General features: G+C 71.3%; 17 protein-coding genes and 3 tRNA genes. 17 read left to right on the top strand and 3 right to left on the bottom strand.

Going from position 1 to position 20,215, the window contains the following annotated elements; genetic code table 11:
- The first annotated feature begins 18 nt into the window (after positions 1 to 18).
- The 11 genes from gnd (at position 19) to ACIRYZ_RS00825 (ending at position 11,266) form a co-directional block, all read left to right on the top strand.
- On the top strand, positions 19 to 894 hold the full coding sequence (gnd, locus tag ACIRYZ_RS00875; protein WP_393023703.1) for a phosphogluconate dehydrogenase (NAD(+)-dependent, decarboxylating): 876 nt from the start codon (positions 19 to 21) through the stop codon (positions 892 to 894).
- A gap of 59 nt (positions 895 to 953) precedes the next feature.
- On the top strand, positions 954 to 2,087 hold the full coding sequence (gene recF / locus ACIRYZ_RS00870) for a DNA replication/repair protein RecF (RefSeq protein WP_402937806.1): 1,134 nt from the start codon (positions 954 to 956) through the stop codon (positions 2,085 to 2,087).
- A gap of 148 nt (positions 2,088 to 2,235) precedes the next feature.
- Positions 2,236 to 2,784: a DUF721 domain-containing protein gene (locus ACIRYZ_RS00865; RefSeq protein WP_387620828.1), complete on the top strand. Its 549-nt coding sequence runs from the start codon at positions 2,236 to 2,238 to the stop codon at positions 2,782 to 2,784.
- A gap of 281 nt (positions 2,785 to 3,065) precedes the next feature.
- The gene (gene gyrB, locus ACIRYZ_RS00860; protein WP_402938500.1) at positions 3,066 to 5,081 is read left to right on the top strand and encodes a DNA topoisomerase (ATP-hydrolyzing) subunit B; all 2,016 of its coding nucleotides are present in this window, start codon (positions 3,066 to 3,068) and stop codon (positions 5,079 to 5,081) included.
- A 142-nt stretch (positions 5,082 to 5,223) separates the two neighbouring features.
- Positions 5,224 to 7,761 carry a DNA gyrase subunit A gene (gene gyrA, locus ACIRYZ_RS00855; RefSeq protein WP_402938497.1) on the top strand — a complete coding sequence of 846 codons (2,538 nt, stop codon included), beginning with the start codon at positions 5,224 to 5,226 and terminating at the stop codon, positions 7,759 to 7,761.
- A 148-nt stretch (positions 7,762 to 7,909) separates the two neighbouring features.
- Entirely contained in the window at positions 7,910 to 8,653 is a 744-nt protein-coding gene (locus ACIRYZ_RS00850) for a DUF3566 domain-containing protein (protein ID WP_402937802.1), read from the top strand.
- 260 nt (positions 8,654 to 8,913) lie between these two features.
- Positions 8,914 to 10,248 carry a class I SAM-dependent methyltransferase gene (locus tag ACIRYZ_RS00845; RefSeq protein WP_402937800.1) on the top strand — a complete coding sequence of 445 codons (1,335 nt, stop codon included), beginning with the start codon at positions 8,914 to 8,916 and terminating at the stop codon, positions 10,246 to 10,248.
- A 55-nt stretch (positions 10,249 to 10,303) separates the two neighbouring features.
- A tRNA-Ile gene (locus ACIRYZ_RS00840) sits at positions 10,304 to 10,380 on the top strand.
- An 85-nt stretch (positions 10,381 to 10,465) separates the two neighbouring features.
- Positions 10,466 to 10,539, top strand: a tRNA-Ile gene (locus ACIRYZ_RS00835).
- 358 nt (positions 10,540 to 10,897) lie between these two features.
- A complete protein-coding gene (locus tag ACIRYZ_RS00830) occupies positions 10,898 to 11,026 on the top strand; it encodes a DLW-39 family protein (protein ID WP_014137031.1) in 129 nt (42 codons plus the stop codon).
- A 167-nt stretch (positions 11,027 to 11,193) separates the two neighbouring features.
- Positions 11,194 to 11,266: transfer RNA gene (locus tag ACIRYZ_RS00825), tRNA-Ala, on the top strand.
- A gap of 80 nt (positions 11,267 to 11,346) precedes the next feature.
- Here ACIRYZ_RS00825 and ACIRYZ_RS00820 read toward each other — a convergent pair.
- A complete protein-coding gene (locus tag ACIRYZ_RS00820) occupies positions 11,347 to 12,057 on the bottom strand; it encodes a DUF5324 family protein (RefSeq protein WP_402937797.1) in 711 nt (236 codons plus the stop codon).
- Between the two features lie 307 nt (positions 12,058 to 12,364).
- On the opposite strand from ACIRYZ_RS00820, the gene ACIRYZ_RS00815 reads away from it, so the two are divergent.
- On the top strand, positions 12,365 to 13,258 hold the full coding sequence (locus ACIRYZ_RS00815; protein WP_402937794.1) for a rhomboid family intramembrane serine protease: 894 nt from the start codon (positions 12,365 to 12,367) through the stop codon (positions 13,256 to 13,258).
- A 336-nt stretch (positions 13,259 to 13,594) separates the two neighbouring features.
- Here ACIRYZ_RS00815 and crgA read toward each other — a convergent pair whose 3' ends face one another.
- A complete protein-coding gene (gene crgA, locus ACIRYZ_RS00810) occupies positions 13,595 to 13,843 on the bottom strand; it encodes a cell division protein CrgA (protein WP_380608889.1) in 249 nt (82 codons plus the stop codon).
- 167 nt (positions 13,844 to 14,010) lie between these two features.
- On the opposite strand from crgA, the gene ACIRYZ_RS00805 reads away from it, so the two are divergent.
- From ACIRYZ_RS00805 to ACIRYZ_RS00785, 5 genes are all read left to right on the top strand, one after another.
- Entirely contained in the window at positions 14,011 to 14,772 is a 762-nt protein-coding gene (locus tag ACIRYZ_RS00805; protein ID WP_402937791.1) for a DUF881 domain-containing protein, read from the top strand.
- An 80-nt stretch (positions 14,773 to 14,852) separates the two neighbouring features.
- The gene (locus ACIRYZ_RS00800; RefSeq protein ID WP_355668934.1) at positions 14,853 to 15,032 is read left to right on the top strand and encodes a hypothetical protein; all 180 of its coding nucleotides are present in this window, start codon (positions 14,853 to 14,855) and stop codon (positions 15,030 to 15,032) included.
- 53 nt (positions 15,033 to 15,085) lie between these two features.
- Positions 15,086 to 15,748 (top strand): aminodeoxychorismate/anthranilate synthase component II, encoded by a 663-nt coding sequence (locus tag ACIRYZ_RS00795; protein WP_393023725.1) that lies wholly within the window; start codon positions 15,086 to 15,088, stop codon positions 15,746 to 15,748.
- Positions 15,749 to 15,753: 5 nt separating this feature from the next.
- Positions 15,754 to 16,842 (top strand): class E sortase, encoded by a 1,089-nt coding sequence (locus tag ACIRYZ_RS00790; RefSeq protein WP_402937787.1) that lies wholly within the window; start codon positions 15,754 to 15,756, stop codon positions 16,840 to 16,842.
- A 36-nt stretch (positions 16,843 to 16,878) separates the two neighbouring features.
- Complete coding sequence (locus ACIRYZ_RS00785; protein ID WP_402937784.1) at positions 16,879 to 17,733, top strand: class E sortase; 855 nt, start codon at positions 16,879 to 16,881, stop codon at positions 17,731 to 17,733.
- A gap of 136 nt (positions 17,734 to 17,869) precedes the next feature.
- Here the strand turns inward: ACIRYZ_RS00785 and pknB are convergent, their stop codons facing one another.
- Positions 17,870 to 19,987 carry a Stk1 family PASTA domain-containing Ser/Thr kinase gene (gene pknB, locus ACIRYZ_RS00780; protein ID WP_402937782.1) on the bottom strand — a complete coding sequence of 706 codons (2,118 nt, stop codon included), beginning with the start codon at positions 19,985 to 19,987 and terminating at the stop codon, positions 17,870 to 17,872.
- Between the last annotated feature and the right edge of the window lie 228 nt (positions 19,988 to 20,215).

The following is a 20,215-nucleotide window of genomic DNA, read 5'->3' as shown; positions in this document are numbered from 1 at the left end:
CACAGTAAGGATTTGGTCATGGAGCTCGGCCTCATCGGTCTCGGCAAGATGGGCGGCAACATGCGCGAGCGGATCCGCCGCGCCGGCCACACCGTCGTCGGCTACGACCGCAACCCGGAGATCTCCGACGTCGAGAGCCTGGGGGAGCTCGTCTCCAAGCTCCAGGGCCCCCGAGTGGTATGGGTGATGGTTCCGGCCGGCGCCGCGACCCAGGCGACCGTCGACGAGCTCGCCGAGCTGCTCTCCCCCGGCGACGTGGTCGTCGACGGCGGCAACTCCCGCTGGACCGACGACATCAAGCACGCCGAGGCGCTGGCGGCCAAGGGCATCGGCTTCGTCGACTGCGGCGTCTCCGGCGGCGTCTGGGGCCTGGAGAACGGCTACGCGCTGATGTACGGCGGCGACGCCGAGCACGTCGCGCGCGTTCAGCCGGTCTTCGACGCGCTCAAGCCCGAGGGCGACTTCGGCTCGGTGCACGCGGGCGCGGTGGGCGCCGGCCACTTCGCCAAGATGGTCCACAACGGCATCGAGTACGCGATGATGCAGGCCTTCGCCGAGGGCTGGGAGCTGCTGGAGGCCGCCCCCGAGGTCACCGACGTGCGCGAGGTCTTCCGCAGCTGGCAGGAGGGCACCGTCATCCGCTCCTGGCTGCTGGACCTGGCCGTCCGCGCCCTTGACGAGGACGAGCACCTGGACAAGCTGCGCGGCTGGGCCGCCGACTCCGGCGAGGGCCGCTGGACCGTCGAGGCCGCGATCGACCACGCCGTGCCGCTGCCGGCGATCACCGCCTCGCTGTTCGCCCGCTTCGCCTCCCGCCAGGACGACTCGCCGCAGATGAAGATGATCGCCGCGCTGCGCAACCAGTTCGGCGGCCACGCGGTCGAGTCGAAGTAGTCCACCGGCCTCCGGTCATCCACAGGTCTGTTCATAGAAGGCGAGCGCAGTTCACCGCCATGCACGTCGCGCATCTGTCGCTCGCCGACTTCCGGTCGTACGCCCGGGCCGAGGTTTCCCTCGACCCGGGCGTGACGGCCTTCGTCGGGCCCAACGGCCAGGGCAAGACCAACCTGGTCGAGGCGATCGGCTACGTCGCCACCCTGGGCAGCCACCGGGTCGCCACCGACGCCCCGCTGATCCGGCTCGGCGCCGAGCGGGCGGTGATCCGCACCTCGGTGGTGGACCGCGGCCGCTCCACCCTGGTCGAGCTGGAGCTCACCCCGGGCAAGGCCAACCGGGCCCGGATCAACCGCTCGGACAACGTCCGCCCGCGCGACGTGCTGGGCCTGCTGCGCACCGTGCTGTTCGCCCCCGAGGACCTCAGCCTGGTCAAGGGCGATCCGGGCGAGCGCCGGCGCTTCCTGGACGAGCTGCTGACCGCCCGCGCGCCCCGGCTGGCCGGGGTCCGGCAGGACTACGAGCGGGTGCTCAAGCAGCGCAACGCCCTGCTGAAGACCGCCGCGATGGCCCGCCGGGCCGGCGGCGGCAAGGGCGCCGACCTGTCCACCCTGGAGGTCTGGGACGGCCATCTGGCGCGCGCCGGCGCCGAGCTGACGGCTTTCCGGATCCAGCTGGTGGCCGCCCTGCAGCCGCTGGTGACGGCCGCTTACGGGCAGCTGGCCCCCGGCGGCGGCGAGACCGCACTGGAGTACCGCAGCTCCTTCGAGGGCGAGCTGCCGACCAGCCGGGAGCAGGCCGAGGAGCAGCTGCTGCAGGCGCTGCAGGCGGTCCGCAAGCAGGAGGTCGAGCGCGGGGTCACCCTGGTCGGTCCGCACCGAGACGAGCTGGTGCTCAGGCTCGGCCCGCTGCCCGCCAAGGGCTACGCCAGCCACGGCGAGTCCTGGTCGTTCGCGCTGGCGCTGCGGCTGGCCTCGTACGAGTTGCTGCGGTCCGACGGTGGCGAGCCGGTGCTGATCCTGGACGACGTCTTCGCCGAGCTGGACGCCGCCCGCCGGGAGCGGCTGGCCGAGCTGGTGGCCGACGGCGAGCAGGTGCTGGTCACCGCCGCGGTGGCCGAGGACGTGCCGAAGGTGCTGGCCGGCGCCCGGTTCGCGGTCTCCGACGGCGCCGTCCGCCGGATCGACGCCTGATCCGTGGCCCGATTCACCGCCCGATCCGTCATCTGATCCGCTCGTCACACCGGCCGCGTCTCGGGTACACCCCGCCGTCACTCGTCCGAGCGCTCCCGTAGGCTGGACGGCTCATCGGTTGTCCACAGGCTGGGGAAAGGAGATCGCCGTGAGCGAGCCGGCGGAGCACTCCCTCTCTGGCCCCACCCCCGCTGCCCCCGAGCCCACCGGCGCCGACCTGGCCCGTTCCGCCCTGCGGGCGGCCCGCGCCCAGGCCCGCCAGCGCGGCGAGCAGGTGCAGCAGAAGCGCGAGGCGAAGCGGCACGGCCTGCGCAGCGGCGCCCGCTCGGACGGCCGCGACCCGGTCCCGCTGGGCGCGGCGCTGAACCGGCTGCTGACCGAGCGCGGCTGGGAGTCCTCCGCCGCGGTCGGCGGGGTGATGGGCCGCTGGCCGCAGATCGTCGGTCCGGACATCGCCGCGCACTGCCACCCCTCCTCCTACGACGAGGCCGCCGCGGTGCTCACCGTGCAGTGCGACTCCACCGCCTGGGCGACTCAACTGCGCTGGCTGGCGCGGCAGTTGGTGGCTCGCCTGAACCACGAGCTGGGCCACGGCACGGTGCGGACCATCAAGGTGCTCGGCCCGGCCGCGCCCGCCCGCGGCTACGGCCGGCTGCGCGCGCCCGGGAGCAAGGGCCCGGGCGACACCTGGGGCTAGACCCGGGCGGCACCCGGGGCTGGGCGCCGCCGGCCCCGCCGGGATCGGACCGCGATCTTCCGGAACCCCTGACGGCCCTTCCAGGCGCCCCAGGCCCCCCGGGCGAGTATCGGGACTCGTGCCGAGGGGATTCAGGGCGGCATATCTGCCTTCAAGGGCTGCCAAACGCCCATCTCTGTCAGTCGTACCGGTAGACTGGGAGCCAAACACTGTTGCTAGTGGCAACCGAGTCGAAACGCTGTGGTCGCACGCCCGCCCGTAGGGGGAGAGGCATGCGACCCGTGCTGTGCCAGAGAGGGCGCTTCGTGGCCGATTCCGGCAACCCCAGCCAGACCCCAGACCAGACCGACCAGGCTTCCTACACCGGTAGCAACATCCAGGTGCTGGAAGGCCTCGACGCCGTCCGCAAGCGCCCCGGCATGTACATCGGCTCCACCGGTGAGCGCGGCCTGCACCACCTGGTGCAGGAGGTCGTGGACAACTCCGTCGACGAGGCGATGGCCGGGTACGCCGACACCATCGACGTCACGATCATGGCCGACGGCGCGATCCGCTGCGTCGACAACGGCCGCGGCATCCCGGTGGACATCGTCCCGGGCCAGGACAAGCCGGCCGTCGAGGTCGTGCTCACCGTCCTGCACGCGGGCGGCAAGTTCGGCGGCGGCGGCTACGCCGTCTCCGGCGGTCTGCACGGCGTCGGCGTCTCGGTGGTGAACGCGCTGTCCACCCGGCTCGCGGTGGAGATCCACAAGGACGGTCACGTCTGGACCCAGGACTACAAGATGGGCGCGCCGACCGCCGCCCTGGTCAAGGGCGCCGAGACCGACCGCACCGGCACCACGGTGACCTTCTGGGCCGACCCCGACATCTTCGAGACCACCGTCTACTCCTTCGAGACGCTCTCCCGGCGCTTCCAGGAGATGGCCTTCCTCAACAAGGGCCTGTCGATCTCGCTGACCGACGAGCGTCCCGAGCACGTGGACGAGGACGGCAAGCCGCTCTCCGTCACGTACAAGTACGACGGCGGCATCGCCGACTTCGTCGCCCACCTCAACTCCCGCAAGGGCGAGGTCGTCCACCCCTCGGTCATCGACTTCGAGGCCGAGGACAAGGACAGGGCGATCTCGGTGGAGGTCGCGATGCAGTGGAACTCCTCCTACACCGAGGGGGTCTACAGCTTCGCCAACACCATCCACACCCATGGCGGCGGCACTCACGAGGAGGGCTTCCGCGCCGCGCTGACCGGCCTGGTCAACCGCTACGCCCGGGACAAGAAGCTGCTCCGCGAGAAGGACGACAACCTCTCCGGCGAGGACATCCGCGAGGGCCTGACCGCGATCATCTCGGTCAAGCTGGGCGAGCCGCAGTTCGAGGGCCAGACCAAGGACAAGCTCGGCAACACCGAGGCGAAGACCTTCGTCCAGAAGGTCGTCCACGAGCAGCTCAACGACTGGCTGGACCGCAACCCCAACGAGGCCGCGGACATCATCCGCAAGTCCATCCAGGCCGCCACCGCGCGCGTCGCCGCCCGCAAGGCCCGCGACCTCACCCGCCGCAAGGGCCTGCTGGAGTCCGCCTCGCTGCCGGGCAAGCTCTCGGACTGCCAGTCCAAGGACCCCTCCGAGTGCGAGATCTTCATCGTCGAGGGTGACTCCGCCGGTGGCTCGGCCAAGCAGGGCCGCGACCCGCGCACCCAGGCCATCCTGCCCATCCGCGGCAAGATCCTGAACGTCGAGAAGGCCCGGATCGACAAGGTGCTGCAGAACACCGAGGTCCAGGCCCTGATCTCGGCCTTCGGCTGCGGCATCCAGGAGGACTACGACGAGTCCAAGCTGCGCTACCACAAGATCGTCCTGATGGCCGACGCCGACGTCGACGGTCAGCACATCCGCACCCTGCTGCTGACCCTGCTGTTCCGCTTCATGCGGCCGCTGGTCGAGGCCGGGTACGTCTACCTCGCCATGCCGCCGCTGTACAAGATCAAGTGGGGCAAGGACGACTTCGAGTACGCCTACTCCGACCGCGAGCGCGACGCGCTGGTCGCCGCCGGCGTGGAGGCCGGGCGCCGGCTGCCCAAGGACGACGCGATCCAGCGCTTCAAGGGTCTCGGCGAGATGAATGCCGAGGAGCTCCGGGTCACCACCATGGACGCCGAGCACCGGCTGCTGCTCCAGGTCACCCTGGAGGACGCCGCCCGCGCCGACGAGCTGTTCTCCGTGCTGATGGGCGAGGACGTCGAGGCCCGCCGCTCCTTCATCCAGCGCAACGCCAAGGACGTCCGCTTCCTGGACGTGTGACGCGCCTGCACCCCAGGCCCCGCACGTACCAGTCCGCGTGAAAGGAAACTGACCACCAGTGGTCGACGACAACCGTCCCGACGGCGAACAGCCCGAGACCCCCGAGACTCCCGACGCCGCCGAGGCCACCGCCCAGGTGACCATGCGGATCGAGCCGGTCGAGCTCGAGACCGAGATGCAGCGCTCCTACCTCGACTACGCGATGAGCGTGATCGTCAGCCGGGCGCTCCCCGAGGTCCGCGACGGCCTCAAGCCGGTGCACCGCCGCGTGCTCTACGCGATGTACGACGGCGGGTACCGGCCCGAGAAGGGCTACTACAAGTGCGCCCGCGTCGTCGGCGACGTCATGGGCAACTACCACCCGCACGGTGACACCTCGATCTACGACACCGTGGTCCGCCTGGCCCAGCCGTGGTCGCTGCGGATGCCGCTGGTGGACGGCAACGGCAACTTCGGCTCCCCGGGCAACGACCCGGCCGCGGCCATGCGCTACACCGAGTGCAAGCTGATGCCGCTGGCCATGGAGATGATGCGCGACATCGACGAGGAGACCGTCGACTTCGCGCCCAACTACGACGGCCGCTCGCAGGAGCCGACCGTCCTGCCCGCGCGCATCCCCAACCTGCTGGTCAACGGTGCCACCGGCATCGCGGTCGGCATGGCCACCAACATCCCGCCGCACAACCTGCGCGAGGTGGCCTCCGGAGCGCTCTGGTACCTGGAGAACCCCGAGGCCTCCGCCGAGGAGCTGCTGGAGGCCCTGGTCGAGCGGATCAAGGGCCCCGACTTTCCCACCGGCGCGCTGATCGTCGGCCGCCGCGGGATCGACGACTACTACCGCACCGGCCGCGGCTCGGTCACCATGCGCGCCGTGGTCGAGGTCGAGGAGATCCAGGGCCGCCAGTGCCTGGTGATCACCGAGCTGCCGTACCAGGTCAACCCGGACAACCTCGCGCTGAAGATCGCCGACCTGGTCAAGGACGGCAAGATCGCCGGCATCGCCGACGTCCGCGACGAGTCCTCCTCCCGCACCGGCACCCGCCTGGTGGTCGTGCTCAAGCGCGACGCGGTCGCCAAGGTCGTGCTGAACAACCTGTACAAGCACACCGAGCTGCAGACCAACTTCGGCGCCAACATGCTGGCCCTGGTCGACGGCGTGCCTCGCACCCTGTCGCTGGACGCCTTCATCCGGCACTGGGTCAACCACCAGGTCGAGGTCATCGTCCGGCGCACCACCTTCCGGCTGCGCAAGGCGGAGGAGCGCGCCCACATCCTGCGCGCGCTGCTCAAGGCCCTGGACCTGATCGACGAGGTCATCGCGCTGATCCGGGCCTCGGCGAGCGCGGACGCCGCCCGCACCGGCCTGATGGGCCTGCTCGACATCGACGAGCTCCAGGCCAACGCCATCCTCGAGATGCAGCTGCGCCGCCTGGCCGCCCTGGAGCGCCAGCGGATCACGGACGAGCACGACGAGTTGCAGCGCAAGATCGACGAGTACAACGCGATCCTGGCCTCGCCGATCCGTCAGCGGGAGATCATCTCCGAGGAGCTCGCCGCGATCGTCGAGAAGTACGGCGACGAGCGGCGCTCCACCCTGATCCCGTCCGACGGCGACCTCTCCATCGAGGACCTCATCGCCGAGGAGGACATCGTCGTCACGATCACCCGTGGCGGCTACGTCAAGCGGACCCGCTCCGACCTCTACCGCTCGCAGAAGCGCGGCGGCAAGGGCGTGCGCGGTGCCCAGCTGAAGCAGGACGACATCGTCGACCACTTCTTCGTGACGACGACCCACAACTGGATCCTGTTCTTCACCAACAAGGGCCGGGTCTACCGCGCCAAGGGTTACGAGCTGCCGGACGCCGGGCGCGACGCCCGCGGCCAGCACGTGGCCAACCTGCTGGCCTTCCAGCCGGAGGAGCACATCACCCAGGTGATGGCCGTCCGCACCTACGAGGACAAGCCGTACCTGGTCCTCGCCACCCGGGCCGGCCTGGTGAAGAAGTCCCCGCTCAAGGACTACGACTCCCCGCGCTCCGGCGGCCTGATCGCGATCAACCTGCGCCAGGACGAGGAGGGCCGGGACGACGAGCTGATCGGCGCCGAGCTGGTCTCCGCCGAGGACGACCTGCTGCTGGTCTCCAAGAAGGCCCAGTCGATCCGCTTCACCGCGACCGACGACGCACTGCGGCCCACCGGCCGCGCCACCTCCGGCGTCAAGGGCATGGCCTTCCGCGAGGACGACGAGCTGCTCTCGATGAACGTCGTCCGTCCGGGGACGTACGTCTTCACCGCCACCGACGGTGGCTACGCCAAGCGCACCGGTGTGGACGAGTACCGTGTCCAGGGGCGCGGCGGCTACGGGACCAAGGCGGCGAAGATCGTCGAGGGTCGGGGCTCGCTGGTCGGGGCGCTGGTGGTGGACGACACCGACGAGATCATGGCGATCACCCTGTCGGGTGGAGTGATTCGAACGAGGGTTTCCGAAGTTCGTGAAACCGGACGTGACACCATGGGCGTCCAACTGATCAACCTCGGTAAGCGCGACGCGGTGGTGGGCATGGCCCGCAACGCGGAGGCCGAGGACGACGAGACGGCGGAGGACGAGGTCGCGGGCACCGAGTCCACCGAGACGGCCGAGGGTACGGAGACGGCGGTCGGCGGCGACGCCGAGGCCTGAACCGAACCGCAGGCCGGTGTCGCCGCGTCCATAGGAGTGGGCGCGGCGGCATCGGACGCCGACCAGTACCGGGCAATCCCGCCGGGCGCTGGATGACGAGTGACGGACCAGGGCGGCGCCGCCCTGGTGGGAAGTGCGGGAGGACCAGGTGAGTGGAGCCACGGGTGCTGCGGGAGGACCCTCCGGCGGCCGTCCGGGCGCGCAGGGCGGGGGTTCGTACGGCGTCCCGGGACAGCCGCCGACCGAGCACTCGGCCGCGTCCACCTCGCTGATGCCGCCGGTCGGCGGAGCGGGCCAAGCCGGTGCGACCTACGGGGGCCAGACGCCGCCGCCCGGCAGTCAGGCCTCCGGCGCGGGCGGCTTCTCGACGCCGACCACCTACACCAAGGGGCAGCCGACCCCGGCCCGGGGCACCCGGACCGGTGGCAACACCCCGGCCGGCGGCACCCCCGTCCCCGGGGCGGCTCGCCGCTCCTCCGGCGGGCCCTCGGCCGGCGTCGGAACCCTCGGCCGGACCCGCAAGGCCCGGCTGCGGGTGACCAAGGTCGACCCGTGGTCGGTGATGAAGGTCAGCTTCCTGCTGTCGCTGGCCGTCGGCATCATCATCATCGTGGCCGCGGCGGTGCTGTGGATGACGCTGGACTCGCTCGGCGTCTTCGACTCGCTGACCAAGACGCTCAAGGACGTCACCGGCGGCGGCGCCGAGAACACCAGCAGCCAGCTGAACCTGATGGACTACATCGGCTTCGGCAAGGTGATGATGTTCACCACGCTGATCGCCGTGGTCGACGTCGTGCTGCTGACCGCGCTGTCCACGCTCTCGGCCTTCATCTACAACGCGGCGGCCGGCTTCACCGGCGGCATCGAGCTGACCCTGGCCGAAGAGGACTGATCCCTGGCCGGATACTGACCATCGGTCAGTTCTCCGTTTGAGAACGGAATGTACGGGCCCCGCAGGCTGTTGCCGCCTGCGGGGCCCGTCGGCATTCGGGTGACAGCCGGCGCCCGCGGCGTGCCGCCCGGAAACGGGTCGGCCGCGGTGGGATTAGCTGGACGCCGCCCGTTCCCGCGCCTGGGAGTGCCACAGGCCGCCCCCCGGTCGGTCGACCGGGTCAGGAGAGGTTCAGCAGGACGACTGGACGGAGGCGCGCGATGGCGAAGCTCGCAGGTCAACTGGTGGAGGCCCTGGAAGGGCTGACGGGGGTCCCGGCACCACTGCGGGTCCAGGCATGGGACGGCAGCGTCGCCGGGCCGCCGGGAACGCCCACGGTGGTGCTGCGCAACCGCCGGGCGCTGCGCCGGCTGATCTGGCAGCCGGACGAGCTGGGCCTGGCCCGGGCGTACGTCTCGGGGGACTTGGAACTCGCCCCCGGCACCGACCTGTACGAGACGCTCTCCGCGGTCGCCCGCTTCGCCGAGCGGCCGGAGATCCGCACCATGACCATCGGGCCGCGCGACGTGCTCGGCGCCAGGGGCCGCAAGGTCCTCGCCGCCGCCGTGCGGGCCGGGGCGATCGGCCCGGAGCCCACCCCGCCCCCGGAGGAGGTCCGCAGGGCCCAGGGGCGGCTGCACAGCCGCAACCGGGACCGCGCGGCCATCAGCCACCACTACGACGTCGGGAACGACTTCTACGGCCTCGTGCTGGGTTCGTCCATGGTCTACTCCTGCGCCTACTGGACGCCCGAGGCGAAGAGCCTGGAGGCGGCCCAGGAGGCCAAGCTCGACCTGATCTGCCGCAAGCTCGGCCTGCGGCCCGGGATGCGGCTGCTGGACGTCGGCTGCGGCTGGGGTTCGCTGCTGCTGCACGCGGCGAAGCACTACGGGGTCACCGCGGTCGGCGTCTCCATCTCCAAGGAGCAGGTCGCGCTGGCCCGCGCGCGGGTCGAGGAGGCCGGTCTCGCCGACCGGGTCGAGGTCCGGCTGCAGGACTACCGGGAGATCACCGACGGCCCGTTCGACGCCATCTCCAGCGTCGGCATGGCCGAGCACGTCGGCTCCGAGCAGTACCGGGTCTACGCCGAGGGCCTGTACGGGCTGTTGGTGCCCGGCGGCCGGCTGCTCAACCACCAGATCGCCCGCCGCCCGGACCACCCCGGTGAGCCGCACCGCACCAGCCCCTTCATCGACCGCTACGTCTTCCCGGACGGCGAGCTCTCCCCGGTCGGTTCCACCGTGGCCCGGCTGGAGGAGGCCGGCTTCGAGGTCCGGGACGTCGAGGCGCTGCGCGAGCACTACGCGCTGACCCTGCGCGAGTGGGTGGCCAATCTGGAGGCGCACTGGACGGAGGCGGTCCGGCTGGTCGGTCGCGGCCGCGCCCGGGTCTGGCGGCTGTACATGGCCGCCTCCGCGCTCGCCTTCGAGCAGAACCGGATCGGCGTGAACCAGGTCCTGGCCGTCCGCAGCACCGAGGAGGGCATGGCCGCTCTGCCGCCGACCCGCGAGGAGTGGCTGGTGCGTCCGGCCGTCGAGGTCCCTGCCGCGACCTAGGCCGGAACGGATTTGGGAGATCGGCGGTCGGTCCGCTAATCTTTCAGTGCGGCAAGGGCCTATAGCTCAGACGGTTAGAGCGCTTCCCTGATAAGGAAGAGGCCACAGGTTCAAGTCCTGTTAGGCCCACCACCGCGAGAGGCCCGGAGTGATCACTCCGGGCCTCTTGTCGTTTTCGCAGATCGGGGCTGCTTCCGGTACGCTCTCTGAGCAGCGCGGGCCTATAGCTCAGACGGTTAGAGCGCTTCCCTGATAAGGAAGAGGCCACAGGTTCAAGTCCTGTTAGGCCCACCGCCACGAGGGGCCCGGAGTGATCACTCCGGGCCCCTCGTCGTTTTCGCCGTGAGTCCGGGGCCGTCGCGGCCGGGGCGCCGGCCGGACCGGCTCTCACGAGGGCTTCCCGGACCGGCCGCGTGCGGACGAACCGCAGGACGGGAGGTGCGGCGTCAATCCTCCCGGCGGGCCTTCGGGTTGAAGCGCCGGTGGCTGGTCACGATTGGGACACTGGTGTGTATCATCGGCCGCAAGGGCAGTCTGGCACCCGGCAGCCCGTTCGCGCTCGAAACACATCTGGACTCGTCGGCCCGTTTCAGTCCGGCTGGAGCACCGGCTCCTGAGTCCACCAACGCAAGAAGGACGAGGTCCCGCGGTGAAGAAGCTCCTCCTGGTCGCCCTGGTCGCCCTCGGCGGCTTCTTTGTCTACCGTCAGGTCCAGGCGGACCGCGCCGAGCAGGACCTGTGGACCGAGGCCACCGACCCGGTTCCGGCCGGTCGCTGACCCGGACGATCTGACGATCGACGATCTTCGGAGGCGCTGATCGCGCCTCCCGAAACCGGTCGGCCCGGTCACATGACCGGACCGGCCGGTTCCTTCGAGGGGACGGCGCTCGGAATCGCGTCGAAACCCGGTACGCTAGTGCCCGTTGGCACGCGCCGTGCCGTCGAGGGGCATTAGCTCAGTTGGTAGAGCGCTGCCTTTGCAAGGCAGATGTCAGGAGTTCGAGTCTCCTATGCTCCACAGCGCCTGAACGGCGGCTGACCTGTTCTCCAGGTCGGCCGCCGTTCTGTCGTTCCGGGCCGTCTTCCCCGGGCCGGCCGCTAGGACTGCGGGCGGTCGTCCTCGGTGGGCTCCGTGGACTCGGCCGCGTCGTCGGGGGCGGCGCCGTTCATCGGGGCGGTGGCGCCGCGGGTGCCGCCCGGCCGGGGAGCCTCCGGGGTCGGGGGTTCGACCAGCCACTCCGGGTTGCTGTGCCGGCGCCACCACTGCCAGGCGACGATGCCGCCGCCGATCGCCAGCACGCCCGCCACCGCGAGGCCGGTGGACCAGCCGCCGCGGCACCGCGCCCGCTTCGCGTTCCGGGCGGCGAGTTCGCTGATCTCGGCCGCGCTCACGTGGCCCTGGAGGGCGGTCAGCGCGGCGGCGCCGCGGGCCTGGGCCTCGTGGGCGACCGGGGAGACCGCGGCGCGGGCGTCCTCGACGGCCTGGGCGACCCTGGGGCCCACCGTGGCGCGGGCCTGGTCGGCGGCGCGGGTGGCGGAGAGGCGGGCCGCCAGCGCGGCCTCCTGGGCCCGGTGGAGGGCCTTCAGGGCGTTCTCCTGGGCCTCGGGCGGCAGGCTGGCGAAGGCCTGGCCGAACTGTGGGGCGAGGTGCCTGTCGTACTGGACGCGGAGATTGTGGGCGGCCTGGGAGGCCTTCGGCCCGAGCGCGTCCAAAGCGGGCCCGAGGCGCTGCTTGGCGCCGTCCGCGAAGTGCGAGGCGGTGTCCCGGGTCCTGGTGGCCGTCTCACGGGCCGAATCCGAAAAGCTCACGAGTCTCTCCTCCTGGGCGGCATCCTTTATGCACGTATCCACCTGAATGCTGATCATGCATCCGGATTCGTCCATCGGCACTCCGGGGTGGGCCGGGCGAGGGCCCCTGCGGGGAGCGGCGGGGGAGCGGCGGGGGAGCAGCGGGGGTGAGGCGTCGGGGAGGGCGGGGTCCGGCGGGGAGTGGGGTGCTGGGGTGGGCCGGGGCCCCCTTCCGGGGCGGGCCCGGGTACGGGAAGGCGCCGGGGGCGAGGGGTACCGCAGTACGCTGGCGGCTCCGGTGGTCGGGTACGGGAAGGGGAGAGCGCTGATGCTCCCGGACGAGCCGCGGCAGTCGACGGAGCCTTCTCCGGAGGGTGGGCCGCCCGGTTGCTACCGGCATCCGCAGACCGCCACCGGGATCTCCTGCACCCGCTGCGAGCGGCCGATCTGCCCCCGGTGCATGGTGGCCGCCTCGGTGGGTTTCCAGTGCCCGGAGTGCGTCGGTGGCGGGCACGCCGGGGCGCGGCGGGCGACCACCCGGTTCGGCGGCGCGCTGACCGTCGACGGCGGGCTGGTCACCCGGGTGCTGATCGGGATCAACCTGGTGGTCTGGCTGCTGGCCGCCTACGTGCTCAGGCCGCGGCTGGGTGAGGTCTGGTCGCTGGTCAGCGCCGGGCGGGACGTCCTCGGCGGTCCGTACGGCATCGCCGACGGTCCGGCCCAGTGGTACCGGCTGCTGACCGCCACCTTCCTGCACCTGGAGTGGTGGCACGTCGGGATGAACATGCTGGTGCTGTTCTGGCTCGGCCCGCCGCTGGAGGAGGTGCTCGGCCGGCTGCGCTTCCTGGCCCTCTACCTGCTCGCGGGCCTCGGCGGCAGCACCTTCGCCTTCCTGGTGGCCGGCGACTGGATGAACTCGCTGGGGGCCTCCGGGGCGGTCTTCGGCCTGATCGGCGCCACGATCGTGATGCAACTGCGGAACCGGGGCCCGCTCGCCCCGGCGGTGGCCTTCCTGGTCTTCAACCTGGTGGTCACCTTCTCCCGCCCGGGCATCGACTGGCGTGCGCACCTCGGCGGCCTGGCCCTGGGTGCACTGACGGCTTTCGGCCTGATGTACGCCCCCCGCGAGCGCCGCGGACTGGTCCAGGCGCTGACGGTGGCCGGGGCGGTGGCAGTGGAGGCGGCGATGTTGCTGACCGGGATGGCCCTCTACGGCGCGTGACGCCCTGGACGTTTGTCCACAGCGGGTGGGGGGTTGTGCACAGGCTGTGCGCCGGTCCGCCTGTGGACTGCTGTTCTACGCGCGTTCCCCTGTGCGGTTCTCCCGTTCCCGGGCGGTTGTGCACAGCTGTGGACAGTCCCGGCCGGAAAAGTTATCCACAGGCTGTGGGGACTTTTCCCCAGTGTGGATAACCATGTGGATAAGCCCGACTGTCAGATGGTGGGGATAACCGACGGGGCTTCGGCCCGTGTCCGGGCACGCCGAACCGCCGCTTCGGGGACCGCGATCCGAAGCGGCGGAAACGGCTCGAATTCGAGCCTCAGGACGAGCGGAGCGTCACTTCCACTGGGTGGAGACGCCGAACCCCGCCGCGATGAAGCCGAAGCCGACCAGGATGTTCCAGTTCCGCCAGCTCTCGACCGGGTAGCTGCCGCTGGTCACGTAGTACGTGACGATCCAGACCAGGCCGATCAGGAACAGTGCCAGCATCAGCGGCGCGACCCAACCGCGGCCCGAGCTGATCTTCACCACAGCCGTCGTCGGCGGGGTGTAGTCGGACTTCTTGCGGAGTCGAGACTTCGGCACGAGGAGCTCTCCTGTCGATGCGCTGTGAGACCGCGCAGGGGTGCAGCGGGTGAGACGCCGACGACGGGACGTGGAGAACGCTCTGGGACCGCTCCCCGACGTGCCACCGGCGTCCGTTAGCGTAGTGGCTCGGCGGGTCTCAAGGAGATAAGGGTACGGTGACTAATTTGTCGATTCCCCCCGGGAAGGCCGGTACCCGCCGATCCGGCATCCGAATTGTCGGCCGTGCCCTGACCTGCGCCGTGTTCGCGCTCGCCGGTCTGCTCTTCTACATCAGCGCACAGACCGCCCGCGGCACCGACCTGCGGACCGACAACTCGCTGCTGAGCCTCGGCGACGTGATCCGCCAGCGCAGCTCCCAGAACCAGCAGGCGCAGGCCCAGCTGGCCGACCTCCAGTCCCGGGCGCAGCAGCTCACCGAGCAGCAGGGCAACGACCCCGCCGACGCGGCCCGGCTGGACGGCCTGCGGCGCGGCGCGGCCCTGGAGCCGCTGCAGGGCGGTGGTCTGAGCGTCACCCTGAACGACGCCCCGCCGAACGCCACCGCGCGCATCCCCGGCGTGCCCGAGCCCGGCGTCAACGACCTGGTCATCCACCAGCAGGACATCCAGGCCGTGGTCAACGCGCTGTGGCGGGGCGGCGCCGAGGGCGTGCAGGTGATGGACCAGCGGCTGATCTCCACCAGCGCGGTGCGCTGCGTGGGCAACACCCTGCTGCTCCAGGGCCGGGTCTACTCCCCGCCGTACGTGGTCAAGGCGGTGGGCCGGACGGACGCCCTGCGGGCGGCAGTCGAGGCCGACCCGACCATCCGCAACTACCTGCAGTACGTCCAGGCGTACGGCCTGGGCTGGAAGGTCCAGGAGAGCGGCGATCTGACCCTGCCCGGCTACTCCGGCACCACCGAACTCCGGTCGGCGGGCGGACAGTAGCAGCTGAGTGGCGGACCGGCCTCGCAGCTGTGGATCTCAGGTCTACTCTTGACCCCAGTCCGCTACGTCGAGGGAGCACCATGTACGGCTTCATCTGGCGTCACCTCCCGGGGAACACCCTGGTCAAGGCCGTCATTTCGCTGCTCCTGATTCTGGGGATCGTCTACCTCCTCTTCACCTACGTCTTCCCGTGGGCGGAACCGCTGCTCCCCTTCGGTGACGTCACAGTGGACGGCGGCGACGGAGCCGCGGCCGGCTGACCGGCGGGCCCGGCAGTTCCCCCCAGCACCGCACCCACGGAGACCACGCGCGAATGACCACCCAGCCGACCCCACCCCGCATCCTGGTCGTGGACAACTACGACAGCTTCGTCTTCAACCTGGTCCAGTACCTGTACCAGCTCGGCGCCACCTGCGAGGTGGTGCGCAACGACGAGGTGACCGTCGAGCACGCCGTCCGCCGGACGGGTGAGGAGGGCTTCGACGGGGTGCTGCTCTCCCCCGGGCCCGGGGCGCCCGAGGAGGCCGGGGTCTGCATCGAGATGGTGCACCACTGCGCCGGGATCGGGCTGCCGGTGTTCGGCGTCTGCCTGGGCCTGCAGTCGATCGCGGTGGCGTACGGCGCGGTGGTCGACCGGGCGCCGGAGCTGCTGCACGGCAAGACCTCGCCGGTCGAGCACGAGGACGGCGGGGTGTTCGAGGGCCTGCCCTCGCCGCTGACCGCGACCCGCTACCACTCGCTGGCCGTCGACCCGGCCACCGTGCCGGCCGAGCTGATCGTCACCGCGCGCACCGGGAGCGGCGTGATCATGGGCCTGCGGCACCGTGAACTGCCCGTCGAGGGCGTGCAGTTCCACCCCGAGTCGGTGCTGACCGAGGGCGGGCACCGGATGCTCGCCAACTGGCTGGCGGAGTGCGGCGACCCGCACGCCGTGGACCGGTCGGCCGGGCTCGCCCCGGTGATCGGCCGGGGCTGAGCGGCGTGACCGCGGTGCGCCCGGAGGGGCGTTACCAGCCTGAGGTCGGCCCCTACGGCGGCCCGCAGCAGCAGTACGCCGGCGCGCCGTACGACGGCGGCCGGGCCGACGGGCCGTACCCGCAGCAGCACCCGGTCCAGGGCGCGCCCGAGGATGCCTGGGGCGTGTACGAGCAGGCCGAGGAGCCCGCCGCGGGCGGGCCCGAGTACCCGTGGCTGCCCGACCAGACCCTCCAGCTGCGCCTGCCCGCCGACGACGGCGAGCCGGCCGCGGAGCCCGCCCCGCCGACCGGCGGCCGGGCCGAGCGCCGACGGGCCGCCCAGGGCCGGACCTCGGTCCGTTCGGGCGGCGGGCGGCGCCGGGCGAAGGGCCGGGCGGCCGGTCGGACGCGCCCCAAGGAGTCCGCGGCCGTGGTGGGCGCCCGGCTCGTCGGCGAGCTGTGCATCACGCTCGGCGTGGTGATGCTGCTGTTCGTCGCGTACCAGCTCTGGTGGACCAACGTGCAGGCCGACGAGGCCGCCAGCAGCGCCCGCGACCAGCTGGAGCAGCAGTTCGACGCCCAACCGCCCGCCCAGCCGGGCCAGCCGGCGCCGGACCCGAACAAGCCGGAGGCGTTCGCGCCCGGCAAGGGCTTCGCCATCATCTACCTGCCCAAGCTGGGGCTGAAGTTCCCGATCGCCGAGGGGACCGACAAGTCGGCGGTGCTCGACAAGGGCCTGGTCGGCCACTACACCAACACCGGGATGCCCGGCGACAAGGCGAGCAACTTCGCGCTGGCCGCCCACCGCAACACCCACGGCGAGCCGTTCCGGTACATCAACCAGCTGGGCAAGGGTGACAAGGTCGTGGTGGAGACCGCCACCGCCTACTACACCTACGAGATCACCGGCGGCATCCCGCAGACCTCCCCCAGCAACGTGAGCGTGATCAAGCCGGTGCCGAACGGCTCCGGGTACACCGGCCCCGGCCGCTACATCACGCTGACCACCTGTACGCCGGAGTTCACCTCCAAGTTCCGACTCATCCTGTTTGGCAAGATGACCGAGGAACGGCCGCGCAGCCAAGGCAAGCCGGCCGCGATCACGGGCGGATAGCCGCCCGGAGGCCCGTTCGGAGGGGGAGCACCGCAGATGCAGGACGACGGGACCGCACAGTGGGCAGAGCCGGCCCAGGAGGCCTTCCCCCCGCCCGGGGACGGCGCCGCGCCCGAAGGCGCGGGCGGGGCGCGGCGCGGGCGGAGCCGGGCGCTGGCCGCGCTCGGCGTCTTCGGCGAGCTGCTGATCACCCTGGGCCTGGTGCTCGCCCTGTTCGTCGCCTACTCGCTGTGGTGGACCAACGTGCAGGCGGACCGCTCCGCGGCGGACGCCTCCGACAAGCTGCGCAGCTCCTGGGCCGCGGGCCCGACCGCCGGCCCCTCGGCCGCGCCCGGCGCCACCCCGGCGCCCGGCGCCACCCCGCCGGCGCCCGGCGGGGCCCCGGCGCCGCCGCCCGCGATCGGGGAGGACGTCGGCTTCCTGCACCTCCCGGCGATGGGCGAGGACTTCCAGGTACTGATCCGGATGGGCACCTCCACCGGGGTCCTGGACGAGGGCGTGGCGGGTGTCTACGAGCAGCCCTACAAGGCCGCGATGCCCTGGGACCAGGAGGGCAACTTCGCGCTGGCCGCCCACCGGGACGGCCACGGCGCCAAGTTCCACGACCTGGACGCCGTCCACAAGGGCGCCGCGATCGTGGTCGAGACCAAGGACAAGTGGTACGTCTACAAGGTCGACAGCACCCTGCCGGAGACCTCCAAGTACGACACCGGCATCATCGCGCCCGTTCCGGTCGGCTCCGGCTACAGCGCCCCCGGCCGCTACATCACCCTGACGACCTGTACGCCGGTGTACACCTCGCGGTACCGGATGGCGGTCTGGGGGAGCCTGGTGCGGGTGGACGACATGGACGCCAAGCGCACCCCGCCGCCCGAGCTGCGGCATTCCTGAGGGCCGGTCAGGGTCGTCCGAGGCCTCCTCAGGCCTCCTCCCCAGCAATGCCCGAGGGCCCGTCGCGGTGATCGCGACGGGCCCTCGGGCGTTGCTGCTCGGGACGGTCAAGCCTCAGAACCAGGGGAACCAGGGCTTAGTTGCCCCCTTTGGGGTTGGGGGGTGTGGCGAAGGGGTCGCCCCCTTTGGTCGGGTCAGCCGCCTTGGTGAACAGCTGGACCTGGGTGTTCGGGTCCAGCTGGGTGCCGGCTCCGGGGTTGCTCATCTGGACGATCGCGTTCGCGTCCTGCGGGCCGACCACGGTGTAGCCCAGGCCGACCTTCTGCAGCTGGGCGATGGCGTCCGACAGCTTGGCGTTCTGCAGCGGCGGGACGGTGGCCTTGTCCGGCGCCTTGAAGACGGTCAGCGAGATCTTCGTACCGGTCGGGGCCTTGGTGTTCGGTGTCACCGACTGGGAGGCCACGGTGTTGACCTTGGTGGGGTCGGTGGTCGCCGTGGTCTTCGAGGCGTCGACCTGGAAGCCGAGGTTCTGCAGCTGGGACTGCGCGTCCTCCTTCTGCGCGCCGACCACGTTCGGGACGGTCACCTTGGTCTTGCCCTGCGAGACCGTCAGCTTGATCGGGGCGCTCGGGTCAGCGGTGTTGCTCGCCGCCGGGTCCTGGGCGGTGACGTTGTCCTGCGGAGCGGTGTCGTCGTCCTTGTACTCGGTGGTGACGTTGGTGAAGCCGGCGTCGGCGAGCGCCTTGGTGGCCTGGTCCTTGGTCTTGCCGACCACGTTCGGCACCTGGGCCTTGGCCGGGCCGGAGGAGATCTGCACCGTGATGGTGGCGTTCTCGGCGATCTGGCCGCCCGCCACCGGGTTCTGGGTGCAGACCTGGTCCTTCTTGATGTTGGTGTCCGGGCAGGCGATCTTGTCGCCCTCGGTCACCTGGAGCTTGGCCCCGGCGGCGGTCTTCGCGTCGGCCAGGCTCTTGCCGACCAGGTTCGGCACGGACACCTTCGCGGTGTCCTTGGTGCCCTTGTCGCTGAACATCGCCTGGGCCACGAAGAAGGTGCCGACCAGGACCAGTACGGCGGCCACCGCCAGCACGATCCAGGAGGTGTTGCTCTTCTTCGGCCGGTCCTCGCCGCGCCGACCGCGGCCGCCCTCGCCGTAGCCGTCGTCGTAGCCGTCGTGGCCGCCGCCCGGGGCACCGGCGTAGGTCTGGCCGTAGCCGTCGTCCTGGTAGCCGCCCTGGCCGTAGCCGGGCTGCGCGGAGGCCTGCGGCAGCACGGTGGTCGGGCCGCCGGGCTGCTGCGGCAGCACGTTGGTCTGGCCGTACGGGTCGTGCTGCTGCGGGTATCCGTTCTGGTCGTAGCCGTACCCGGCGCCGCCCATGCCGTAGGCGGCGGCCTGCTGGGCGGCGGCGACCGGGAGGCCGTCGAGGAAGCGCTCGATGTCGTCGCGCATCTCGTCGGCGCTCTGGTAGCGGTAGTCGCGGTCCTTGGCGAGCGCCTTCAGCACGATCGCGTCGATCTCGGGGCGCACCTCGGGGTCGAAGACGGACGGCGGCTGCGCCTCCTCCCGGACGTGCTGGTAGGCCACCGCGACCGGGGAGTCGCCGACGAACGGCGGGCGCACGGTCAGCAGTTCGTAGAGCAGGCAGCCGGTGGAGTACAGGTCGGAGCGGGCGTCGACCTGCTCGCCCTTGGCCTGCTCGGGGGAGAGGTACTGGGCGGTGCCGATGACGGCCGAGGTCTGGGTCATGGTCATCCCGGCGTCACCCATCGCACGGGCGATGCCGAAGTCCATCACCTTGACGTTGCCCTGCCGGGTCAGCATCACGTTGGCCGGCTTGATGTCGCGGTGCACGATGCCGGCCCGGTGCGAGTACTCCAGCGCCTGGAGGATGCCGATGGTCATCTCCAGCGCCCGCTCGGGCAGCAGCCGGCGGCCGGAGTGCAGCAGCTCGCGCAGCGTCGACCCCTCGACGTACTCCATCACGATGTACGGGATGGAGATGCCGTCGATGTAGTCCTCGCCGGTGTCGTACACGGCGACGATCGCGGGGTGGTTCAGGGACGCCGCCGACTGTGCCTCGCGACGGAAGCGGGCCTGGAACGACGGATCCCGGGCCATGTCGGCCCGGAGCGTCTTCACTGCGACGGAACGGCCGAGCCGGGTGTCATGGGCGAGGTACACCTCGGCCATGCCGCCGCGCCCGAGGACGCCGCCGAGCTCGTACCTGCCGCCTAGGCGGCGAGGCTCTTCCATAGTTCCGACCCTCTCCCTCACCCGCCGGTGAGGTTGTGACGTAGGTGTCCCCGCACGCTCTGGGTGACGCCGCGCGCCGTGGCCGGTTCTCCGGCCGGGCCGTGCGTCGCCTCGCGGGCGGCAACGGGCACACCCGCTGCTGGCGGATACGCTACCGGTCGCACCCCGCCGGACCGGAGTCAGCCGTCGGCCGATATCAGACCGGTATCCGGACCGGGGTGCCGATCG

It is taken from the genome of Kitasatospora sp. NPDC101155, assembly GCF_044768305.1.
Classification (GTDB): Bacteria; Actinomycetota; Actinomycetes; order Streptomycetales; family Streptomycetaceae; genus Kitasatospora.
The sequence above is the reverse complement of the archived record's forward strand: the minus strand, read 5'-3'. Positions and strand labels throughout refer to the sequence as shown.